21 protein-coding genes are annotated in these 20,265 nt (G+C 47.3%); 11 read left to right on the forward strand and 10 right to left on the reverse strand.

The features are described from left to right. Window positions 1-1,017: amidohydrolase (locus ACNKW2_RS09590; RefSeq protein ID WP_419148359.1), on the forward strand; the 1,017-nt coding region annotated here is incomplete at its 5' end. Here the strand turns inward: ACNKW2_RS09590 and ACNKW2_RS09595 are convergent. Beyond that, complete coding sequence (locus ACNKW2_RS09595; RefSeq protein ID WP_419148360.1) at window positions 1,008-1,226, reverse strand: YgjV family protein; 219 nt, start codon at window positions 1,224-1,226, stop codon at window positions 1,008-1,010. The two genes, ACNKW2_RS09590 and ACNKW2_RS09595, sit on opposite strands and share 10 nt — an antisense overlap. 259 nt (window positions 1,227-1,485) lie before the next feature. Between ACNKW2_RS09595 and ACNKW2_RS09600 the strand changes: the two genes are divergently transcribed. After that, complete coding sequence (locus ACNKW2_RS09600) at window positions 1,486-2,142, forward strand: Crp/Fnr family transcriptional regulator (RefSeq protein ID WP_336567333.1); 657 nt, start codon at window positions 1,486-1,488, stop codon at window positions 2,140-2,142. Between the two features lie 51 nt (window positions 2,143-2,193). Here the strand turns inward: ACNKW2_RS09600 and ACNKW2_RS09605 are convergent, their stop codons facing one another. The 8 genes from ACNKW2_RS09605 to ACNKW2_RS09640 form a co-directional block, all read right to left on the reverse strand. Further along, the gene (locus tag ACNKW2_RS09605) at window positions 2,194-2,757 is read right to left on the reverse strand and encodes a phosphoribosyltransferase (RefSeq protein WP_336567334.1); all 564 of its coding nucleotides are present in this window, start codon (window positions 2,755-2,757) and stop codon (window positions 2,194-2,196) included. 60 nt (window positions 2,758-2,817) lie between these two features. Beyond that, window positions 2,818-2,958: a hypothetical protein gene (locus ACNKW2_RS09610; protein WP_419148361.1), complete on the reverse strand. Its 141-nt coding sequence runs from the start codon at window positions 2,956-2,958 to the stop codon at window positions 2,818-2,820. Between the two features lie 54 nt (window positions 2,959-3,012). Beyond that, entirely contained in the window at window positions 3,013-5,310 is a 2,298-nt protein-coding gene (parC, locus tag ACNKW2_RS09615) for a DNA topoisomerase IV subunit A (protein WP_419148362.1), read from the reverse strand. Window positions 5,311-5,409: 99 nt separating this feature from the next. Next, on the reverse strand, window positions 5,410-7,299 hold the full coding sequence (parE, locus tag ACNKW2_RS09620; protein ID WP_419148363.1) for a DNA topoisomerase IV subunit B: 1,890 nt from the start codon (window positions 7,297-7,299) through the stop codon (window positions 5,410-5,412). A 112-nt stretch (window positions 7,300-7,411) separates the two neighbouring features. Continuing rightward, entirely contained in the window at window positions 7,412-7,972 is a 561-nt protein-coding gene (locus ACNKW2_RS09625; RefSeq protein ID WP_336567340.1) for a YqiA/YcfP family alpha/beta fold hydrolase, read from the reverse strand. Next, window positions 7,957-8,721, reverse strand: a complete 765-nt coding sequence (locus ACNKW2_RS09630) for a metallophosphoesterase (protein ID WP_419148364.1) — start codon at window positions 8,719-8,721, stop codon at window positions 7,957-7,959. Before ACNKW2_RS09630 ends, ACNKW2_RS09625 begins: the two co-directional genes overlap by 16 nt. Further along, window positions 8,708-9,163, reverse strand: a complete 456-nt coding sequence (locus ACNKW2_RS09635; RefSeq protein WP_419148365.1) for a DUF1249 domain-containing protein — start codon at window positions 9,161-9,163, stop codon at window positions 8,708-8,710. Before ACNKW2_RS09635 ends, ACNKW2_RS09630 begins: the two co-directional genes overlap by 14 nt. Before the next feature lie 3 nt (window positions 9,164-9,166). Then, the gene (locus tag ACNKW2_RS09640; RefSeq protein ID WP_419148366.1) at window positions 9,167-9,793 is read right to left on the reverse strand and encodes an NUDIX domain-containing protein; all 627 of its coding nucleotides are present in this window, start codon (window positions 9,791-9,793) and stop codon (window positions 9,167-9,169) included. Between the two features lie 246 nt (window positions 9,794-10,039). Here ACNKW2_RS09640 and tolC point away from each other — a divergent pair, with 246 nt between their 5' ends. The 3 genes from tolC to ACNKW2_RS09655 all read left to right on the forward strand — a co-directional run bounded on the left by tolC (window position 10,040) and on the right by ACNKW2_RS09655 (window position 13,042). Then, a complete protein-coding gene (gene tolC, locus ACNKW2_RS09645) occupies window positions 10,040-11,386 on the forward strand; it encodes an outer membrane channel protein TolC (RefSeq protein WP_419148367.1) in 1,347 nt (448 codons plus the stop codon). 102 nt (window positions 11,387-11,488) lie between these two features. Further along, complete coding sequence (gene lpxL, locus ACNKW2_RS09650) at window positions 11,489-12,412, forward strand: LpxL/LpxP family Kdo(2)-lipid IV(A) lauroyl/palmitoleoyl acyltransferase (RefSeq protein ID WP_419148368.1); 924 nt, start codon at window positions 11,489-11,491, stop codon at window positions 12,410-12,412. An 18-nt stretch (window positions 12,413-12,430) separates the two neighbouring features. Continuing rightward, window positions 12,431-13,042 (forward strand): TcpQ domain-containing protein, encoded by a 612-nt coding sequence (locus ACNKW2_RS09655; RefSeq protein WP_419148369.1) that lies wholly within the window; start codon window positions 12,431-12,433, stop codon window positions 13,040-13,042. A 23-nt stretch (window positions 13,043-13,065) separates the two neighbouring features. Here the strand turns inward: ACNKW2_RS09655 and glnE are convergent, their stop codons facing one another. Next, window positions 13,066-15,867 (reverse strand): bifunctional [glutamate--ammonia ligase]-adenylyl-L-tyrosine phosphorylase/[glutamate--ammonia-ligase] adenylyltransferase, encoded by a 2,802-nt coding sequence (gene glnE / locus ACNKW2_RS09660; protein WP_419148370.1) that lies wholly within the window; start codon window positions 15,865-15,867, stop codon window positions 13,066-13,068. A gap of 87 nt (window positions 15,868-15,954) precedes the next feature. Here glnE and ACNKW2_RS09665 point away from each other — a divergent pair, with 87 nt between their 5' ends. The 6 genes from ACNKW2_RS09665 to ruvX all read left to right on the forward strand — a co-directional run bounded on the left by ACNKW2_RS09665 (window position 15,955) and on the right by ruvX (window position 20,224). Then, on the forward strand, window positions 15,955-16,848 hold the full coding sequence (locus tag ACNKW2_RS09665) for a DUF350 domain-containing protein (RefSeq protein ID WP_419148371.1): 894 nt from the start codon (window positions 15,955-15,957) through the stop codon (window positions 16,846-16,848). 10 nt (window positions 16,849-16,858) lie between these two features. Beyond that, the gene (locus ACNKW2_RS09670) at window positions 16,859-17,356 is read left to right on the forward strand and encodes a hypothetical protein (protein ID WP_419148372.1); all 498 of its coding nucleotides are present in this window, start codon (window positions 16,859-16,861) and stop codon (window positions 17,354-17,356) included. 57 nt (window positions 17,357-17,413) lie between these two features. Further along, window positions 17,414-18,148: a 16S rRNA (uracil(1498)-N(3))-methyltransferase gene (rsmE, locus tag ACNKW2_RS09675; protein ID WP_419148373.1), complete on the forward strand. Its 735-nt coding sequence runs from the start codon at window positions 17,414-17,416 to the stop codon at window positions 18,146-18,148. A 65-nt stretch (window positions 18,149-18,213) separates the two neighbouring features. After that, window positions 18,214-19,173, forward strand: coding sequence for a glutathione synthase (gene gshB / locus ACNKW2_RS09680; protein ID WP_419148374.1), 960 nt, complete (start codon window positions 18,214-18,216; stop codon window positions 19,171-19,173). 18 nt (window positions 19,174-19,191) lie between these two features. Continuing rightward, window positions 19,192-19,749, forward strand: a complete 558-nt coding sequence (locus ACNKW2_RS09685) for a YqgE/AlgH family protein (RefSeq protein WP_336567364.1) — start codon at window positions 19,192-19,194, stop codon at window positions 19,747-19,749. 25 nt (window positions 19,750-19,774) lie between these two features. Further along, window positions 19,775-20,224 (forward strand): Holliday junction resolvase RuvX, encoded by a 450-nt coding sequence (gene ruvX / locus ACNKW2_RS09690; RefSeq protein ID WP_419148375.1) that lies wholly within the window; start codon window positions 19,775-19,777, stop codon window positions 20,222-20,224. Window positions 20,225-20,265 lie beyond the last annotated feature (41 nt).

Below are 20,265 nucleotides of genomic sequence, written 5' to 3' on the forward strand. Positions count from 1 at the left end.
GAAATTATTCGTCTTAGCAATAACCAACCTAGCGGTATTTTTATCGATAAGGCCGGTGAGCACTTATTAAGTTTGGGGATCACCTCCGCTCATGATGCTGGTATCGACCATACCACCTGGCAGGTGTATCAACAGCGTGCCAAATCCAACACCATGCCACTGCGCATTTATGCCATGCTCAGTGCCAGCGACCCTAAACTCGGCGAAATGCTGGATGCTGGCGTGATCAAAGACCTCAATGACCAGTTGCTGATCCGCAGTGTGAAAATTTACGCCGATGGTGCCTTAGGCAGCCGTGGTGCAGCACTGATTGAAGATTACCATGACCGCAAAGGCCATAAAGGCTTGATGTTAGAAGATCAAAGCACCTTGGAATCTCTCATCAGACAAAGTATTCGTCATGGTTACAGCGCCCACACCCATGCCATTGGCGACCGCGCCAACCGCATTGTTCTGGATGCCTATAAAAATGTGTTTCAGCAAGCCGGTGGCAAATTACTGCGTAACCGTATAGAGCATGCTCAGATTGTCCACCCAGACGACATTCCACGTTTTAAAACCTTAGACATCATCCCGTCAATGCAGCCGATTCACGCGACATCGGACATGCACATGGCAGAGAAGCGCCTTGACGATGGGCAATTAAGAGGGGCGTATGCTTGGCAAACCTTTTTACAGCAAGGCAGTAAAGTCGCTGCGGGCTCAGACTTTCCAGTAGAACTGGCCAATCCTTTCCATGGCCTACATGCTGCCATCACCCGTCAAGATCACCACGATCAACCAAAGTCAGGTTGGCGCCCAACTGAAAAACTCAGTCGTGAGCAAGCATTACAAGCCTTTACCTTAGATGCAGCCTATGCGGCTTTTCAAGAGTATAAACTCGGCAGTTTAGAACAAGGTAAATGGGCCGACTTTATCCTTATCGACAGTGATTACTTTGCTGTGCCAGAAGAAAAAATTGATGACATTCAAGTCGAGCAGACTTGGCTTGCGGGTGAACTCAAGTATCAACGCTGATTTTTATGTAATTTCACTAAGTGGTAGGTGTTAACCAAGGCGAGGATGCCATTGGTTAGCGCCACCGGCCACGCCTGAATGACGGCGCCATAAGCGGTAAAGCAAATACAGCCCATTAAATTAAACCAACGCAACTTGACGACATTGCTCATCATCAAAGAAACAACCAAAAAAGCGGAGGCCAAATAGCCTAAATATTCCCAACTCATTTGTTCTCTCCTCCAACTTGCGTTAGCATACGCTGTATAGCATTTAAGAAAAAAGCTAACCCACAAACCCCTAAGAAATTAGCACCAATACTTTAGCTCTAACACGGGAATCGGGGGTTTAATCGTAATATAGAGTAGCTCATTAGCATGAACTAAGCGCATTACTATTTAAACGGTGTGAGTTAGCGTAAAACCTGAAAATTCATGCTAACTTCATTATAGTTTAATAAATAGGACAATTGTCCGAAGAGCCATCTAGATGTTTCAATATCATTTTTCAACCAATTTGGTCGAACAGCTGCTTGCCTTTGCCGGTAATAGCTTTCAACACCGTAAAAAGGAAGTCTTGATCCACCAAGATGAGCCGCTTACTAAGCTGATCCTGGTGACCAGTGGCACGGTATCGTTTAGTTATGATGTCGGTAATGGCCGACGCCTACTGCTTGGGCAACTGGACTGTAATAATACACTGATTGGCGAAATTGAAGCGTTAAACAATCAACCCTGTATTTATACCGTGTCGTGTTTAAGCGATGTCACTTACCACCTTATTGAGCTAAAACATTGGCGTAAGTTATTGTTAGAGCAACCCGAGTTAAGCCTTTATACGGCGCAAACCATTGCCGCTAAATTTGCTGAAAACCAAAAGATCAACCTCGATAAACTGCTGCTGCCTTTGAGTTATAACATTGCCAAAGACTGTTTATTACGAGCAGAAAACTCCAACCCCACTTTACTGCGTGCTTACTCCACCGTAAGCGCCGAAGCCGAGCGTTTTGCTACCACCGAACGGGCGTATCGCCGAGTGGTCAGTGAACTGGTGGAAAAGGGCTTGATTGTACGCAGCAGTGAAGGGCTAAAACCCGTAGATGTGGATGCCTTAGAGGACTTTGTTGACAGCTTCGCGCAAGCGTAAGCGCGGTATCTTGAGGCGCTTTCGCGCCTCAAAACAATAACCCTATGTGCTTTACTTATCGAATAAATGCTTGATATTAGCAAGATCCGACTTGCCTTCAAGCAGCTCATCCGGGGTTAACCCCGATAGCTCATGGGGGAACACCAACCACTCATCCGACTCATGAATGTAATAATCCGGTGTCATTGGCACTTTCTTATTGGTGGGCTTGTAATAAGGACAAGCAACACGAATGTCTTTTGGTAGGTTCAATCGCATCAACTCTTCCAGCTTTTCACGTAACGCAAAAATACTGCGGCCCGAGTCAAATACGTCATCGACAATCAGTAGTGAATCACCGGCGTTGGCGTTCTCAACAATGTAATGCAAACCGTGTACTTTGATTTCTTTCGACTGCTTGCCGATACCATAGTACGAAGAAGTACGCACTGCGATGTGATCCGTTTCTATGCCTTTGTAATCATAATATTCTTGCACTGCGATACCAATTGGTGCGCCACCGCGCCAAATACCGATGATAAAATCAGGTCGAAAGCCATCTTCATACACCTGTGCGGCCAAGCGAAAAGAATCTTCTAGCAATTGTTGCGCTGTGATATAGCACTTATCTGACATAGTTACCCCTAGGAAAGCCCGTGTGATGGTGATAAGCAGCCAATGCTACTTTCCATACTTTTAAAAATAGTACTCTGCCCCCGAGCTGATCTGCCAACGTATCGCAGGCATCGACCAAGCAAAAAGCAGTTTGGTATAACCGAGCATTTTAGCGTAATGACTAAAAAATTGCTGCACTGTTGCCACTTTTTTCTCTGCCATGCAGGTTTTTGCACAATGGCGCAGTAAAAAGGGCCGCGATTGCGGCCCTAGGAATTAACTTGGTTCGCCGTCTGGCGATTCGCTTTCCACCTCTTGGGCGGTTTGCTCTAACTCATAGCGGTCTACTCGCTGTAGTCCCCGTGGTAGTTTATTACCTCGACGGCCACGCTCCCCATAATAATGCTCAAGGTCGCTAGGCTTTAAGGTGAGTTTACGCTTACCGGCATGAAGGGTCACGGAGCTACCAGCAGGCACCACCGCCAGCACCTTAACAAACTCTTCGCGACTTTGTACTTTGGCACTCGGAATAGAAATAATCTTATTGCCTTTACCCTTACCCAGTTTTGGTAAATCTCGCAGTGGGAATAACAGCATTCGGCCTTCACTGGAAATGGCCATACACATGTCAGAGGCGACATCAAACACTGGGATCGGTGCTAACAATTGCGCGCCTTTTGGCACACTCACGAAGGCTTTACCGTTTTTATTTTTGCTGACCATGTCGTTAAACTCAGCAATAAAACCATAGCCGCCATCGGTTGCCATAAGGTAGTGGGCGCGCTCTTCGGCCATCACCACGTGCTCAAAATTGCACCCGGGCGCTGGATTAAAGCGCCCTGTCATGGGTTCGCCTTGGCTTCTTGCCGATGGCAAACTATGGGCATCGGTAGCAAAAGCGCGTCCGGAAGTATCAAGGAAAACAGCAGGTTGATTGCTCTTGCCGCGTGCCGAAGCCTTATAAGCGTCGCCAGAACGATAATTTAACCCTTGGGCATCAATGTCATGGCCTTTGGCAACTCGTGCCCAGCCTTTTTCCGATAGCACCACCGTCACCGCTTCAGATGGGATCAGGTCTTTTTCATTGAGCGCTTTGGCTTCACTGCGCTCAACCACCGGCGAGCGTCTATCATCGCCATACAGCTCAGCCGCTTCCTTGATTTCTTTTTTCATCAAGGTCGACATACGACGCTCAGACCCTAAGGTTTTTTCCAACCCTTCGCGCTCTTTTTCCAGCTCTTCTTGCTCACCGCGAATTTTCATCTCTTCGAGTTTCGCAAGATGACGCAATTTTAAATCTAAAATAGCTTCGGCTTGTTTATCGGTTAAGCCAAAGCGTGCGATTAACTCTTCTTTAGGCTTGTCCTCATTGCGGATAATTTCAATGACTTCGTCGATATTCAAAAACGCAATCATCAAGCCTTCGAGGATATGTAACCGCGCCAATACCTTGTCAAGACGGTGCTGCAAACGGCGGCGTACTGTTTCACGGCGGAACAGCAACCACTCAGACAAGATTTGGCGTAAGTCTTTTACTTGCGGACGACCATCGAGACCAATCATGTTCAAGTTAACACGATAGTTTTTCTCCAGATCGGTGGTGGCAAATAAGTGCGCCATTAAAGACTCGACATTAACCCGGTTAGAGCGTGGCACAATGACGATACGAGTGGGGTTCTCGTGATCGGACTCATCGCGTAAGTCTGCCACCATCGGCAGCTTTTTCGCGGTCATTTGTGCAGCAATTTGCTCTAATACTTTGGCACCGGAGCAATGATGAGGCAAGGCTGTGATCACCACTTCGCCCTGTTCTTCACTGTACACCGCACGCATCTTGATAGAACCACGGCCAGTGGTATACAGCTTTTTAATGTCACTGCGCGGAGTGATGATTTCGGCATCAGTGGGGTAATCTGGCGCGTGCACTATGTCTAGCAGTTCTTCTAACTCTGTTTTTGGTTTGTCGAGCAGTAAACAGCACGCCTCGGCCAGTTCACGGACATTGTGTGGCGGGATGTCTGTCGCCATCCCCACCGCGATCCCGGTTACGCCGTTAAGCAGAATATGCGGTAACCGTGATGGTAACACCTTAGGCTCATTCATGGTGCCATCGAAATTCGCGGTCCAATCCACCGTGCCTTGGCCTAACTCTTTCAGCAGCACCTCGGAAAACTTCGACAGTTTGGCCTCGGTATAACGCATGGCTGCAAACGATTTCGGGTCGTCTGCCGCCCCCCAGTTACCCTGACCATCAATCAGCGGGTAGCGATAAGAAAACGGCTGTGCCATTAATACCATGGCTTCATAACAGGCACTATCACCGTGTGGGTGATACTTACCGAGTACGTCACCTACAGTACGGGCAGACTTTTTGTATTTAGCTTGTGCCGACAACCCCAGTTCGCTCATCGCATAAACAATACGACGTTGCACTGGCTTCAAGCCATCACCAATATGCGGTAAGGCTCGGTCCATGATCACGTACATGGAGTAGTTAAGGTAGGCGTCTTCGGTAAAACGCCCCATTGCTAGTTGTTCAATGCCCTGTAACGACAGGGCTTGAGGATCAGTCATGTTACACCTTACTTGTTGTTGTAGCTGATGCGAACCATCGCATTGGCGTAATCATCAAAACCATAGCAGCGTAACCCACTGGCATGATTTTGTTTGTTATTAAACTTCGGCTTTATCACCATGTTGCTCAAGCCAAGACTTGCGGTCGCCGGAGCGCTTTTTCGCCAGCAACATGTCCATCATTTCCAGCGTTTGTTCTTGCTCATCAAGGGTTAGCTGCACCAAGCGTCGGGTGTTGGGATCCATGGTGGTTTCACGCAGCTGCATAGGGTTCATTTCCCCCAGCCCTTTAAAGCGCTGAACATTGACCTTGCCGCGTTTTTTCTCGGCTTCGATGCGGTCTAAAATGCCTTTTTTCTCGTCTTCGTCTAAGGCGTAAAACACTTCTTTACCGACATCAATTCGAAATAAAGGCGGCATGGCGACAAACACATGGCCTTGTTTTACCAAGGTTGGGAAATGCTTAACAAACAGCGCGCACAGCAGTGTTGCAATGTGCAGACCATCGGAATCGGCATCGGCAAGAATGCAAATTTTACCATAGCGCAGTCCCGACAAGTCTTCTGAGTCAGGATCGATGCCCAAAGCAACAGAAATATCATGCACCTCTTGCGAGGCGAGAATTTGCCCAGACTCCACTTCCCACGTGTTGAGTATTTTACCCCGGAGCGGCATGATTGCTTGGAACTCACGGTCACGCGCTTGCTTAGCAGAGCCACCCGCTGAGTCCCCTTCCACTAGGAAAAGTTCTGAGCGCTCGGTTTCAGTGCCAGAGCAATCGGTTAGCTTACCTGGTAGCGCTGGGCCAGAAGTGACTTTTTTACGCACCACTTTTTTCGCCGCGCGCATGCGCTTTTGAGCATTGCTAATGCATAGCTCGGCCAGTAACTCAGCGGTTTCGGTGTGTTCGTTTAACCACAAGCTAAAGGCATCTTTAACAATACCTGAAACAAAGGTGGCACAGGAGCGTGAAGACAGCTTTTCTTTGGTTTGCCCAGCAAACTGCGGGTCTTCCATTTTTACTGATAACACGTAACTACAGCGGTCCCAGACATCATCTGGAGTCAACTTAACGCCTCGCGGCACTAGGTTTCGAAATTCACAAAACTCGCGCATGGCTTCCAGTAAGCCTTGGCGTAGGCCGTTTACATGGGTACCACCTTGCGCGGTGGGGATGAGGTTAACATAGCTTTCGGCTATTGAGTCGCCGCCTTCAGGCAACCAATGCAACGCCCAATCTACGCCCTCAGTAGAACCACTGAAACTGCCTGTGAAAGGAGGCTTAGGTAGCACCTCAAAGCCTTCAGCGCTGTCTTTTAGGTAATCCTCAAGACCGGCTTCATAATGCCATTCTTGAGTCTCTTTGGTTTGCTTATTAATAAAACGGATTTTCAACCCGGGGCATAATACCGCCTTGGCCTTTAAGATGTGATGCATCTTGCTGAGGGAGAAATTGGCCGAGTCAAAATAGCTAGGATCTGGCCAAAACTGCACCGAGGTACCGGTATTGCGTTTGCCCACCGTGCCGGTTACGGTTAAGTCTTCCACTTTATCACCGTGGGCGAACGCCATTTGGTAGACTTGCCCATCACGCTTAACCGTGATCTGTACTCGGGTCGAGAGGGCATTTACCACCGAGATCCCTACCCCGTGTAAGCCACCAGAGAACTGGTAATTTTTGTTAGAAAACTTACCACCAGCATGGAGCTTGGTTAAGATCAGCTCAACCCCAGGGATCCCCTCTTCAGGGTGAATGTCCACCGGCATACCACGACCATCATCAATGACCTCTAATGAGTTATCTTCATGCAGGATCACATCAATTTTGCTGGCGTGCCCGGCTAACGCTTCATCGACACTGTTATCAATGACTTCTTGGCCTAAGTGGTTCGGCCTTGTGGTGTCGGTGTACATGCCCGGACGGCGTTTTACCGGTTCTAAGCCATTAAGGACTTCAATGGCTTCGGAATTATAATTTTGCTCACTCATAGGCTAGTTCTAGTTGTGTTTTTATCCGCAAATAAGTCTCAACCACGATGTCTCGCAGTTGCAAATAAGGTGTGACGACAGTCATTGCGTCACGGTGATGCTCTTTACTTAACTAAGTGATTGCTAAAAATTCAGCGATGGTATCAAAATAGCGCGAAAATCCGACAAAGCTATGATCTCCACCAAATTCAACAAACTGTTGACAGTGTTGGTAATAGCGTACGGCATCGATAAAAGGCAGTACCTCATCACCAGTTTGTTGCAATAATAACAGCTTTTCAGGGCTTGTAAGGGTATTTATGTAGAGCGCTCGTAGCGCCTCCACATGCTTATGTTGCAACGTATAATGACACTCTTGGTATGGATTATACTGCGGCCCAAGAAAATCGTTCAACAACGCAAACGGCCTTACCGCCGGATTAATGACCACGGCTTTACACCCCAAGGTCTGCGACAAATAGGTGGCATAGTAACCACCTAAAGAGCTGCCTAATAACACAGTATCAGAATCTACCAAAGCATGCAGCTGTGTTAATGCGATTGTTGGATCATAATGCAATCTAGGTACACTGTAAGTGCTTTGTTTTTGCTCCATATAACGGCCAAACTCAGTCGCTTTAAAAGACCGCTCAGAGCTATTAAAACCATGGATATATACTACGCGTCGAGCCATTTCACCTCTGTTGTTAAGCTCTGTGGTGATAACTCAATGACCCTAAATGCCGGGCCTAAATTCTGTTGCTGCCATTGCAGCGTGTTTTTAGCAAACTGTATTGACGTGGCCGGTGTTGCAAAAATAGCAAAGCCACGAAGCGACAGTTGATACTCATGGTGAACATGGCCATGAAACAGCGCTTGAATCTGCGTGTTATCCACCAAGCAATTCACTAACTGGGGACCGTTTTCTAATATATGCTTATCTAAATACCCAGCTATAGGTACTGGATGGTGATGCACAAAAGCAATGCCAGGTTTATCACCACACTCCACTATTTCTTGCAAATGCGAGGCCTCACACCACCCCGCAGGGGTTGGGCCTTTCGAGTTGAGCAGTAATACTTGGCCAAATGGCCCTGTTAAACGCTTATGGAACTTAATTTGCCCTTGGCTAATACAGTGTAAGCTGTCGATGTCATCGTGATTGCCTGGCAGCCAAAACACTGGACAAGCCAGCTCACTTTCCGCCACCAAGCGGGCAAACAACTGATACGATTCCAAGCTGTGATCTTGAGTCAAATCCCCACCAAAAATCACCGCATCGAAGGATTCCTTAGCCATGGCAGCCAGCGTGCGGCTGAAGTTATACGCGGTATTGACGTTAAAATATTCATCATTGGGATGGGCAAATAAATGACAGTCACTGCAATGGCCAATACGCAGCGTGGTGTTATCAAAGCGAAATACCTCGTTAAACCAAGCCATTATCAAAATCCCAATTCAAATGCACACGACCTTTTTCAAGACATACCATTAACCAATCCGCTAAAAAAGCATTTAGCTGGTACTTTTCATCTTTTTGATGCATATCGGGGTTGGGGTAGCCATAAGAAGGCTTGATCCGACGGTGATAATCACGATGGATGACTTCTGCCACTTTGGCATCGTGATATAACCTGACCAGCAAGGTGAATTGAGGTAAATGTGTGCTTACTGCTGCTAATTGCTCAATACTAACATCGGTGGTGTATTTACTGACGTTTTCAATGGTGATGCCAAAACGTGCCGCGGATAAGTCGACCACACGTTGCTCACCGACAACTTCTTCGGGCAACACTTTAAGCGCACGTAAATAATTACGTTCGCATAGCGTAATATATCGTGGCAGAGATTGAATATACTGCTTAGAACTCAATACCTGTGACAAAAATTACTCCTCGTTCCCCGTTAGTAACTGCGCTTTATTTAATGCCAACCATTGTAGACTAATTACGGTGGCAGCGTTATCAATTTCCTCACTCTCTAGCCGTGCCATGGCGTCACTAAAAGGCAATACATGTACTTTAATATCTTCACTTTCATCATCCAGTCCAAACACGCCTTGATCCTTTGCCTGAGATAGATCCGTTACAGCAAGATAAAGATACAAACGCTCGGTGGTGCCACCTGGGCTGGACAAATAAGAGCGCATGTAAATCAGTTTATCCAACTCAAGTCCGGCTTCTTCTTGCGCCTCTTTTCGCGCTACGGCTTGATAATCTTCACTGCCCTCCGCCATGCCGGCGATGCATTCTAGTAACCATGGAGATTGCCGTGAAGCCAAGGCACCAATGCGAATTTGCTCTATTAATAACACTTGATCGGTGTTTGGATCGTAAGGCAATACCGCCACCGCATGACCACGTTCAAGGATCTCTCTTTTTACGGTGTCAGAGACACCGCCTGCAAACAGTGCATGTTGAAATTCATACTGATGGATAGTAAAGAAACCATCAAACACGGTATTTACTGCGCTAATATTGACGTCATGTTGATCAAATTGACTCAAGGGCTGCATAAAATAATCCTATAAATTGACCACTTATGGTTTAAAAATCGACCACCTGCCCTTATATTAAGTGTCATACAAAAATGAGTAAACGAAGTCGTTTACCTTTAATGTTTTCCACATTACAATGGCAGGGTGATTTTAATATATTCTGTTACACTTGTTGGCGATGATTTACCTTTTTGGCCTTAATCGCTCGGCAAAAACAGGTTACCATGCTGACAGTATAAAAATTGTCTAAGGACTGAGCGAAAAATGAAAAAAACCATCTTATCTCTAGTCGTCGGTTTATCGTGCTCATTAGCGAGCAGCCTATCCCACGCAGAAGACTTGTTGCAAGTATACGCTATTGCCACAGCAAACGATCCGACCGTGTTAAAAGCGAAAGCCCAAGCCGACGCGCAAAAATATGCCAAGGATCAAGCGCTAGGTGTGTTATTGCCACAGCTTGGCTTCAGAATGGGCTATACCGACACCAATATTGAAGGTGCACCACAGTCTCAAAACGATGCAACAGGTTACACCTTAGGCGAAGCAGATAGCGATACTTTCAACCGCTCGATTTCACTAAATCAAACTATTTTTGACATGTCTGCTTGGCAAAACCTGTCGATTGCTGAAAAAGTCGCTCTGCAGGCAAGCACTCAGTATGAACAACAAAAGCAAGCATTGATTGTACGTATTGCTGAGGGCTACTTCGATGTCTTAAGTGCTTTAGATAACCTTGAATTTGTGCAAGCAGAAAAGCGTGCCATTGAACGCCAACTGGAACAAACCAAACAGCGCTATGAAGTGGGTCTCACCGCCATTACTGACGTCCATGAAGCACGCGCTCAGTTTGACCGCGCAGTAGCCAACGAAATTGTAGCGAAAAACGCAGTTGAAACGGCCCGTGAAACTCTCAGAACCATTACTGGTAAATATCATTCGAAGCTAGACAAATTAGACACAGAAAAATTCTCCACGGTAAAACCTAGCCGTGAAGCAACGGATTTCATCGAGATTGCTAAAAACAAGAACCTTGATTTACAGGTGGCAAAATCGGCCGTTGATATCGCCAAAGATCAAATTGACTTGGCGCAAGCCGGACACTATCCAACCCTTAACTTGAACGCGACTTACAGCGATACATTGGAAGATAGTCAGGGTAGACAGCATGCCCCTCGTGGCGACAGCACGCAAATTGGTTTGACCCTTGACGTACCAATCTACACTGGTGGCCGCACTGTTGCAGCAACCGAGCAAGCACGTGCTAATTTTGTTGCTAGCAGCGAAGACATGGAAGCGGCTATGCGCAACATGACGCGCTCGGTGATCACGTCGTACAACCAAGTAGCCTCTGATGTGGCAACCTACCGCGCATTAGAACAAGCCGTAGTTTCAGCTGAAAGTGCACTGCAAGCAACCGAAGCCGGTTTTGATGTTGGTACACGTACCATTGTTGACGTTTTAGTCAGCACCCAAAACCTTTATAACGCCAAACGTAATCTGGCAGATATTCGCTACCGTTACGTATTGTCTTCACTGCGCTTAAAGCAAGCAACGGGAACTTTAACTCGTGCCGACCTTGAGGCCATCAACCAAGGTTTAATCGAAGGCTAAGCAGCTCATTTTTCCGACAAAAAGCCAGCTTCGCTGGCTTTTTGTGTTTTTCCTTCCAAATCGCTAAACTACCCCCTCTATTTTTGTCTTAGGTACTGTATTTTGGTAAATCATTCCCCCTTTAAGTGGTCATTCCTCGCCCCTAAATTTTGGCCAACTTGGCTTGGAGTGGTGTGTTTATATCTTATTTCTTGGTTACCACAACGCCTACAGTTCGCTTTAGGCAAAGGCTTAGGACGTTTAGTGCACAAATACATGCATAAACGTCGCCACATTGCCGATGTTAATTTAAAGCTGTGTTTTCCAAAGCTCAGTGAGGCGCAGCAGCAGCAAATGCTACGACAAAATATGGAAAACACCGGCATTGCCACCTTAGAAACAGGCATGGCATGGTGGTGGCCCGAGTGGCGCGTTAAACGCGTGGTTGGTTCAATTACAGGGCTCGAACATATTGAACGGGCACAACAGCAAGGCAAAGGGGTACTGTTATTGGTGCCTCATATGCTGCACCTAGAAATGATTGGCCGCGTGCTCGGCACTAAGGTTCAAGGTGTGGGCTTTTACCGCCCGCATAATAACCCGTTGATGGAATTCTTTATGACCCGAGGGCGACTGCGCTCCAACGAGTACTTAGTCACAAAACGCGACGTTAAGGGTTTACTCAAAGCACTTGGTTCAAAACGCGTGTGTTATTATCTACCCGATCAGGACTATGGCCGCAAACGTGCAGAATTTGTGCCCTTTTTTCAGGTGCCCGACGCCGCCACCACAACTGGTACTTTATTATTCTCTGGCAGTAGCAGAGCTGAGACTTTAAGCTTACACTGTACTAGAGACGATAAAGGGTTGTATCATTTAGCAATACAACCTGAAATGGCAGATTTCCCCAGTGGCAATGATGCCGAAGACGTAACGCGTGTAAATGAGCGCATGGAACAGGCCATTTTATGCGCGCCAGAACAGTATATGTGGGTGCACCGTCGCTTTAAAACGCGGCCCGATGAAAATGCCAAGTCGGTTTATTAGCGCCCTGGAGTAGTTCATATGGCTAAGAAAAAGAAAAATACCGTATCTGCAATGTGGTTTTGGGTAAAACACCTATCACTGGGCGTTTTACTGATTTGGGCTGCCTACTACTTTTTGTTTGGCGCCAGCAAAACCATGAACTTTAAAGAAACCACCAATATCGCGGCACAAGGCTTATCGCAGTTTTATGAAAGCTTTAGAAACCGCATGTCGAATCGCGACACCGACCGCGATAAGTATGTGATCAAATTAGGCAAACCCACCTTCCCCATTGAAGATGCCTTAGCAAAGCGCGCCCTCGCAGTAAAACCGAGTAGCCCTAATTGGACCGGAGAAAAGCAAGCACGACGCTTCGATACAGGTGATACCTTGAAATCGGTATTAGCACAGCAAGCCAAGGCCGAGGGCGTGGAACTATTTTGGTATTTAGATAAAGACTACGTGGTTAAATACAACTTTCGTCTCGATACCGACTTTATTAGTGCCCTGTACCAGGTTGGTACCGCCATTAATGACGACTTTGAGTTTCAGGTGTATACCTTCTTTTGTCCTCGCTCACGGGCGGCGGTGATCACCCAAAATCCACCCCTTTATGTTAGAGAGAATTGCCGTAAGCTGGCAGGATCATAGCCTAATCGACCACTAGATTCAGTCTAGTGGTCGGCAAAGAAGCTCTGCCATGCCGCAGTGACCGTGGCGATGTGCTGCTGACAAAGGGTTTTATCAATATAGCGGGTGCCACCATTAAGGCATTGATAATGGTAGGTATCACGGTAAAAACAGTACGCCTTAGTTAACTGCTGCTGTACCTCCTCAGTGATCACTCCGGCAGCGCTGGCATGCTGCAAAATACGAATATTATCAGAGTACTGCGCCAGCGCCGCAAAGTTGTGACTATGCTGCAGCACTAAATATTGTGATAAGAACTCAATATCAGTGATGCCACCACGCCCTTGCTTTAAGTCAAATTCCGTAGCCGTGGTCTTGTCGAGATGGCTGCGCATTTTTTCCCGCATAGCGACGATATCACCTTTTAGCTTTTGCGCATCCCGGCATTGCGTCAGTATTTGCGCGCGAATGGCAGCAAAGCGTTCCAGCATGTCCTGCTGCCCTAATACCATTCTAGCCCTAACTAAAGCCTGATGCTCCCACGTCCACGCTTGCTGTAACTGGTATTGGTAAAAGCTTTCTAGGTTAATTGCCAACAACCCTGAGTTGCCCTCTGGGCGCAAACGCGTGTCTAATTCGTATAACGGTCCAGATAAGGTTTTGGTATTAAAAAGATGCATTAACCGCTGTGCGAGCTTAAGGTAAAACTGCCGAGACGAAATCGACTTTTCACCCTGGGTGTAGCTGTCACCATCACGGTTGTGAACAAAGACTAAGTCTAAATCCGAGTTGTAGCCTAGCTCCAATCCCCCAGCTTTGCCGTAGGCTATCACCGCAAATCCCTTTTCCTCTTCTGAAGCTCCCTCTGGTGCACCAAAGCGGGCCACGGTGTGACTCCAAGCAATCGCCACCGCTTTGGCAATAATCGCCTCGGCCAGCGCCGTTAAATGATCGCTAACCTTCATCACATCCAGTACCCCAGTGGCATCAGCAGCAGCAATGCGTAATTGCTGAGTTTGTTTAAACTGCCGTAAGGTTTCCATTTGCAGCTCAATATCGTCGGCTTCAATGCGTAAAAAAGCTTGCTGAATTTCACTGTGGTAGGCCGACAGAGGCAAAGGCTTATACAGAGACTGCGGGTCGATAAGTTCATCTAATAAAATGGGGTATTTAGCAATATGCTCTGCAATCCAAGCACTGTGACAACATAACTTGATTAATTGCGTCAGTGCGCCATGGTTTTCATACAGCAACTCAAGATACGCGGTACGCGATACCACCTTGCTAATGACTTTGAATACTCGGGCTAAGGCAGGCGGCATATTTTGCTTGCTAAGCTCCGCTAACACGATAGGCATAAGCTTATCGAGAATATCGCGCCCGCGAGTGCCCGCCTGTTTTTTTGCTAGCACTTTTTTGAACTCGTCCAAGTCGTGTTGCCATTGCTCAAAACAGCGACTTGCAGGGCACTCACCAAGTTGAGCTATTTCACCACTTTGCCAGGCGTAAGTGGCACTTTCATTATCATCAAATTCCTCTTCCGGCGGCTCGCCTATTACTTGCATAAACTCATCACGAACGCCTTGCATTAGGCGCGACAAGTTTAGCTGTACAGTATGATAGTCAGGGCAGTCCAGCAAATACGCCAACCGCTGTTGGCTCAGTTCGTCCTCGGGCAAGGTTTGGGTTTGTTTATCATCAAACGCTTGTAAATACTGCTCCACTTGACGCAAACGCAAATATTGCTGCTGTAAATCGTCAGTGACTTGGGTTGGGATGATTTCGAGCTGCCGCAGTTGCGCCAATGCCTGTAACAGCGATGGCGTTTGCAGCGGCTGTTCGCGACCACCGCGGATCAGCTGCAGCGCTTGGACAATAAACTCGGCTTCTCGAATTCCCCCTGCCCCCAATTTAATATTGTTACTGAGGCCTTTGCGGCGGACCTCTTGCGCAATTAAGTGCTTCATCTTTCTAAGTGAGTCAATCACCGAAAAGTCAATGTAGCGACGGTAGACAAACGGACGGATCAACTGGTAAAACTCCTGCCAGTATTGATTCGGCTGACCAATGGGCCGCGCTTTTAACATCGCGTAGCGCTCCCATTCCCGGCCTTGGTCTTGGTAATAGTCTTCCATCGCCGCCAAACTCATGACCAAAGGACCACTGTCGCCGAAAGGCCGCAATCGCATATCAACACGAAACACTTGGCCATCAATGGTGGTTTGATCCAAAGCCGCGATCAGCTTTTGCGCTACCCGAGTGTAAAACACTTGCGCTTCTATGCTACGGCGCCCGCCGGAGGTCGATACGCTGCGCGGGTAAGCAAAAATAAGATCAATATCAGAGGAAAAGTTAAGCTCTCGCCCACCCAGCTTGCCCATGCCCAATACCAACATAGGTAGGGCGTTACCTTGGTCATCTTTGGGACTCCCTGACTGTTGCTCACAGCTGCGATAAGCCCACTGCTGAGCTTGATCTATGAGGGTGTCGCTGAGCTCAGAGACATAAGCAATACTGTCACTGATGTCATTTTTTTCAATCAGGTCGAGCCACATCACTTTCAACCAGTAGCGCAGTCGATATACTCTAAGCGCATGAAAAGCTTGTTTTTCGTCGACTACAGGCTGGCTAAAGTCAAACAACGCGGGACACTGCCGAGACGCCATTTCCTTGGCGTCTAATAGCCACTCGGCCCACTGCGGAAAACGCGACAAAATACGATAAGCAAAGTCGCTTAATGCCATTAAACGAGCAATATCAGGCATGATAGCCTGCTCCGGATAGAGCTCCTGATGACGCTGGTGAGCCAGTTCATTTAAGGTCGCATTGTTAAACAGGGCCGTCATAAAAAAACTCCTTTATCAACTGGCGCTTAGCATAAGCGGTGTTATGTATTATAGTAACTCTATTGAAACCACAACCTTACACTGAGTATGAGTTATTTGTCTCTAGCCAACATCAACTTTTTAGCCATTGCCATTTGTTTTGTTTTTGCCTGTGGCCTGACCATACTGCTGCGTTTAATAGTGCAGCGCAGTGCCAACAACCTATTAAATGAAGAGTTGGCGCAACGAGATAACTTTGCTCTGGGGATCAGTTATGCCTGCCAGATTGCCATTGTCAGCATCTGTATGGCGTACTTATTTAATGATTTAGGCGTTGAGCAAGCGCAACAACAGCCCCTAAAAGCGGTGTTAACCATTACTTTAATTCTGGCCTTTATCTATGCCGGCCAGTGGGTGCACCGAAAATGGATTTTGCGGCAATTCAATGAAGAAGAAGCCATTCTCAAACAAAACATTTGTGCCGCCATGGTGGACTCTGGCATGTTGCTCAGTAATACCATTTTAGTGTTGGGGTTATATCATTGGGTACACCCTAAAGGCTGGAGTGATTTGTTAGTGGTGGGCTTGAGTTTTGTGTTATTGCAGTTTTTATTTGCATTAGATAGCAAGGTGCGGGAAAGCCGCTTTGCCGAACTCAATCAAGGCGCTTCCCTACAGCAAAACTTTAACCTCAAAAACACCTCCATTGGGATCCGCTATGCCGGTAAATCCATTGCTTTGTCATTGGCCATTTACGCAGGCCTACACAGCGCCCCTTACCATGGCGCTATGGTAGTGGAAAACCTATTCTCTGTGATATTACATTGTGGAGTGATGTGGGTACTGCTTTACCTTGGCAGCTATGTGTTACTGCATCTTTCGTTGCCAAAAGTAAACATTGGTTTGGAAGTGGATCATCAAGATAATGTCGGTATTGCCTGTTTAGAATTTGCGGTTTTCTGTTCTATGGGCTATTTACTTATTAACTTGTTCTCTGTGTAACTCATGGTTAATGGCATTACAGGATGGTTGTTTTTTACTGGTCGATAGCAATTGGGATTTTAGCCTAGAGTTAGTCGAGCATATAAAAGCCAGCCAACCATCTGCCGCCAGCAATATTATTATTGCTGGCGATAACACCAAACAAATGCTGAAAATGATGTTTAATGAACAGATCAAAGACTACTGCTACTGCGACTTTGACAACGAAATCAGCGTTTCTGAGCTGGCCACTTACCTGCATCAACACCATAAAATTTGCGCGGTGTTGTTTTACGCCTTGGATTATCATTTGGCCTCGCCAGAGCAGCGCTTTATTTTCGATTCCTTGCACCGCTTCCGCTTTATTATTGAGCAGTCCCCTGCTGGCTTTGAAGTAAGCCAACTTAACGCTAGCGCCACTATCAATCACCTCTCTTGTCACCCCGAGCGCAATGACTTGCCCAGTGTCGCACTTATGCTCACTGAGCTAAGCCAGCTGCTGGGGGTAAAAAGCAAGGTGGTAAGCTAGACTATCCTATTGCTAGCGCTTAACATTGCAGTTATTGATTCTGTAAATAATGCAATTATGCGCGTACCACATATATTTCAAGACTCGCCACTGGCAATTGGCGAAGCCGTAATCTTAGACGACGATGCTGCCGGTCACATCGGCCGCGTTTTAAGAATGACCACCGCTGATAAAGTAAGCTTGTTTAACGGCCAAGGTGGTGAATACCTGTGTCGTCTCAGTGAAGTCAGTAAAAAGAAAGTGATCGCCATTCCAGAGTCGTTTAGCGATCATAACGTCGAGTCACCACTGGCCATTCATTTAGGCCAAGGCATTTCTCGAGGTGATAAAATGGACTTCACCATTCAAAAGTCGGTGGAGTTAGGAGTCACTGAGATCACCCCACTCTTTACTAACCGTTGTGGCGTCAAGCTCAGCGGTGAGCGCCTGGCGAAAAAACATCAACAGTGGCAGAAAATAGCCATTGCCGCTGCTGAGCAGTCGGGCCGTAATACCATTACCACCGTCCACCCTCCTATCGATTTGGCGCAGTGGCTAGCACAGCAAAGCAATGCCTTGAAAGTGACCCTACACCCAAGAGCCGAGCATTCAATTAAAACCTTACCCTACCAAGGTGAGGGGATCCGCTTTTTAGTTGGCCCAGAAGGCGGCTTCACCGACGAAGAGCTGAGCGCAACTCAAGAGCAAGGATTTATCGATGTCCGCTTAGGGCCAAGAGTGCTGCGAACCGAAACAGCGGCACTGACGGTGCTGAGCGCATTGCAGTTGCAATTTGGCGACTTAGCTCTTTAAATTTATCTGGGCGAGCCCCATATTATCAATAACTTCACCTATATAAGCGCTCAGCGGGAGCAACTATGACGATTAAATTAGGGATCATCTCAGATCCAATCTGTGGCTTTAACATCAAAAAAGACACTGGATTTGCCATGATGCTGGCAGCCCAACAACGCGGCTATGAGCTTTACTATATGGAAATGGATGACTTGTTTTTATACCAAGGCAATGCCCAAGCCACTGCGGCCAAGCTCGAGGTATTTGATGATCCTAACCACTGGTATGAGCTGGAGCCAAAACAAGAGCTTAACCTGGGCGATTTAGACGTCATTTTAATGCGCAAAGACCCGCCCTTCGATACTGAATATATTTACGCCACCTATATTCTCGAACGCGCTGAATTAGCGGGTGCCTTGGTGGTTAATAAGCCGCAAAGCCTAAGAGATGCCAATGAAAAGTTGTATACCGCTTGGTTTAGCGAACATACGCCTGACACCCTGGTAACACGTAGCCAAGAGCAAATACGCGCATTTTTGGCCAAACATGGTGACGTAATTTTAAAGCCACTAGACGGCATGGGTGGCGCATCTATTTTTCGCGTGAAACAAGATGACGCCAACATTGGTGTGATCTGCGAAACACTCACCGAGCATGGCAGTCGTTACGCCATGGCGCAAAACTACATTCCCGCCATTAAAGATGGTGATAAGCGCGTACTGGTCGTCGACGGTGAGGTGATGCCTTACTGCCTTGCACGGATCCCACAAGGGGGTGAAACGCGCGGTAACTTAGCTGCTGGTGGCAAAGGTGAAGCACGCCCGATCAGCGACAGCGACCGCAAAATTGCCGAGGCCGTAGCGCCGACGTTGAAACAAAAAGGTTTACTGTTTGTTGGCCTTGATATTATTGGCGATAAACTCACAGAGATTAATGTCACCGCACCAACCTGTGTGAAAGAGATTGAAGCGGCGTATGACATCTCTATCATGGCGAAGTTTTATGATGCGATCGAGCGAAAACTCGACCATACTAAAAAGTAACCATTAAGGGGGCTGGTTATGAAATCACTTGCAAACCATTTTTTAGTGGCAATGCCCACCATGGACGATCCGTTTTTCAATCACACCGTGACTTACTTGTGTGAACATAATGACGATGGTGCCATGGGACTGGTGGTTAACCATCCCATCGATATCACTGTGGGCGAGTTATTAGACCAAATTGATATTGAAAACGACAAAAGCAGTCAAGCTGCCGATGTCCAAGTGTATGCTGGCGGACCGGTACACACCGACCGCGGTTTTGTGCTGCACACACCAAAGTATGGCTATGCAGCCAGCCAGGAGCTTAGCTCTGACATTATGATCACCACCTCAAAAGACGTACTAGCCTCGCTGACTTCAACCCAGTGCCCCGAGGGCTTCATTATCACCTTGGGCTACGCCGGTTGGGTCAGTGGTCAGCTGGAAAAAGAGCTAAAAGAAAACACTTGGTTAGTGGTCGAAGCCGACCCAGAAATCATCTTTAATACGCCACCCAATAAACGCTGGGAAAAAGCCGTACAAATGCTTGGCATTGACGTTGCCCAGCTCAGCTCACAAGCAGGCCACGCCTAGCTTAGTTTTACTAAAAGAAGCATCCATGGAAGCAAAAAAAGAAAAACCCGCTAAAGGTCATCGCACCGTATTAGGCTTTGACTTTGGCACCAAAAGCATTGGTTTGGCTATTGGCCAAGAGATCACTGGCTCCGCCTCACCACTGGGTGCCGTGAAGGCGCGAGATGGCATTCCCAATTGGGATGATATTGCCGTTTACATTAACGAGTGGCAGCCAGATGTTATCGTAGTGGGCTTACCCCTGAATATGGATGGCACCAGCCAAGACCTTACTTTTCGGGCTAAAAAGTTTGCCAACCGGTTACATAACCACTTCCGCCTACCAGTAGAGACTCAGGATGAACGCCTCACCACTGCCGATGCCAAAGCGAGATTGTTCGAGCAAGGCGGCTATAAAAACCTAGCCAAAGGCAACGTCGATGGCATGTCGGCCTGCATCATTCTAGAAAGCTATTTCGAGTCCATGTGGCAATAGTGCCGCCATGCGCTGCATTTTTAGCGCAAACTACTGGTCGG

Source organism: Pseudoalteromonas 'SMAR', assembly GCF_048515945.1.
GTDB lineage: Bacteria > Pseudomonadota > Gammaproteobacteria > Enterobacterales > Alteromonadaceae > Pseudoalteromonas.

Bases quoted from the DNA above. Each gene is read 5' to 3' on its own strand.
- ACNKW2_RS09625 (WP_336567340.1), bottom strand. From the start codon at position 7,972: ATGGCTCGACGCGTAGTATATATCCATGGTTTTAATAGCTCTGAGCGG.
- glnE (WP_419148370.1), bottom strand. From the start codon at position 15,867: ATGACGGCCCTGTTTAACAATGCGACCTTAAATGAACTGGCTCACCAG.
- parC (WP_419148362.1), bottom strand. From the start codon at position 5,310: ATGACTGATCCTCAAGCCCTGTCGTTACAGGGCATTGAACAACTAGCA.
- parE (WP_419148363.1), bottom strand. From the start codon at position 7,299: ATGAGTGAGCAAAATTATAATTCCGAAGCCATTGAAGTCCTTAATGGC.
- ruvX (WP_419148375.1), top strand. From the start codon at position 19,775: ATGGAAGCAAAAAAAGAAAAACCCGCTAAAGGTCATCGCACCGTATTA.
- ACNKW2_RS09655 (WP_419148369.1), top strand. From the start codon at position 12,431: ATGGCTAAGAAAAAGAAAAATACCGTATCTGCAATGTGGTTTTGGGTA.
- rsmE (WP_419148373.1), top strand. From the start codon at position 17,414: ATGCGCGTACCACATATATTTCAAGACTCGCCACTGGCAATTGGCGAA.
- ACNKW2_RS09610 (WP_419148361.1), bottom strand. From the start codon at position 2,958: ATGGCAGAGAAAAAAGTGGCAACAGTGCAGCAATTTTTTAGTCATTAC.
- ACNKW2_RS09685 (WP_336567364.1), top strand. From the start codon at position 19,192: ATGAAATCACTTGCAAACCATTTTTTAGTGGCAATGCCCACCATGGAC.
- ACNKW2_RS09600 (WP_336567333.1), top strand. From the start codon at position 1,486: ATGTTTCAATATCATTTTTCAACCAATTTGGTCGAACAGCTGCTTGCC.
- ACNKW2_RS09640 (WP_419148366.1), bottom strand. From the start codon at position 9,793: ATGCAGCCCTTGAGTCAATTTGATCAACATGACGTCAATATTAGCGCA.
- tolC (WP_419148367.1), top strand. From the start codon at position 10,040: ATGAAAAAAACCATCTTATCTCTAGTCGTCGGTTTATCGTGCTCATTA.
- ACNKW2_RS09605 (WP_336567334.1), bottom strand. From the start codon at position 2,757: ATGTCAGATAAGTGCTATATCACAGCGCAACAATTGCTAGAAGATTCT.
- ACNKW2_RS09670 (WP_419148372.1), top strand. From the start codon at position 16,859: ATGGCATTACAGGATGGTTGTTTTTTACTGGTCGATAGCAATTGGGAT.
- gshB (WP_419148374.1), top strand. From the start codon at position 18,214: ATGACGATTAAATTAGGGATCATCTCAGATCCAATCTGTGGCTTTAAC.
- ACNKW2_RS09595 (WP_419148360.1), bottom strand. From the start codon at position 1,226: ATGAGTTGGGAATATTTAGGCTATTTGGCCTCCGCTTTTTTGGTTGTT.
- ACNKW2_RS09630 (WP_419148364.1), bottom strand. From the start codon at position 8,721: ATGGCTTGGTTTAACGAGGTATTTCGCTTTGATAACACCACGCTGCGT.
- ACNKW2_RS09665 (WP_419148371.1), top strand. From the start codon at position 15,955: ATGAGTTATTTGTCTCTAGCCAACATCAACTTTTTAGCCATTGCCATT.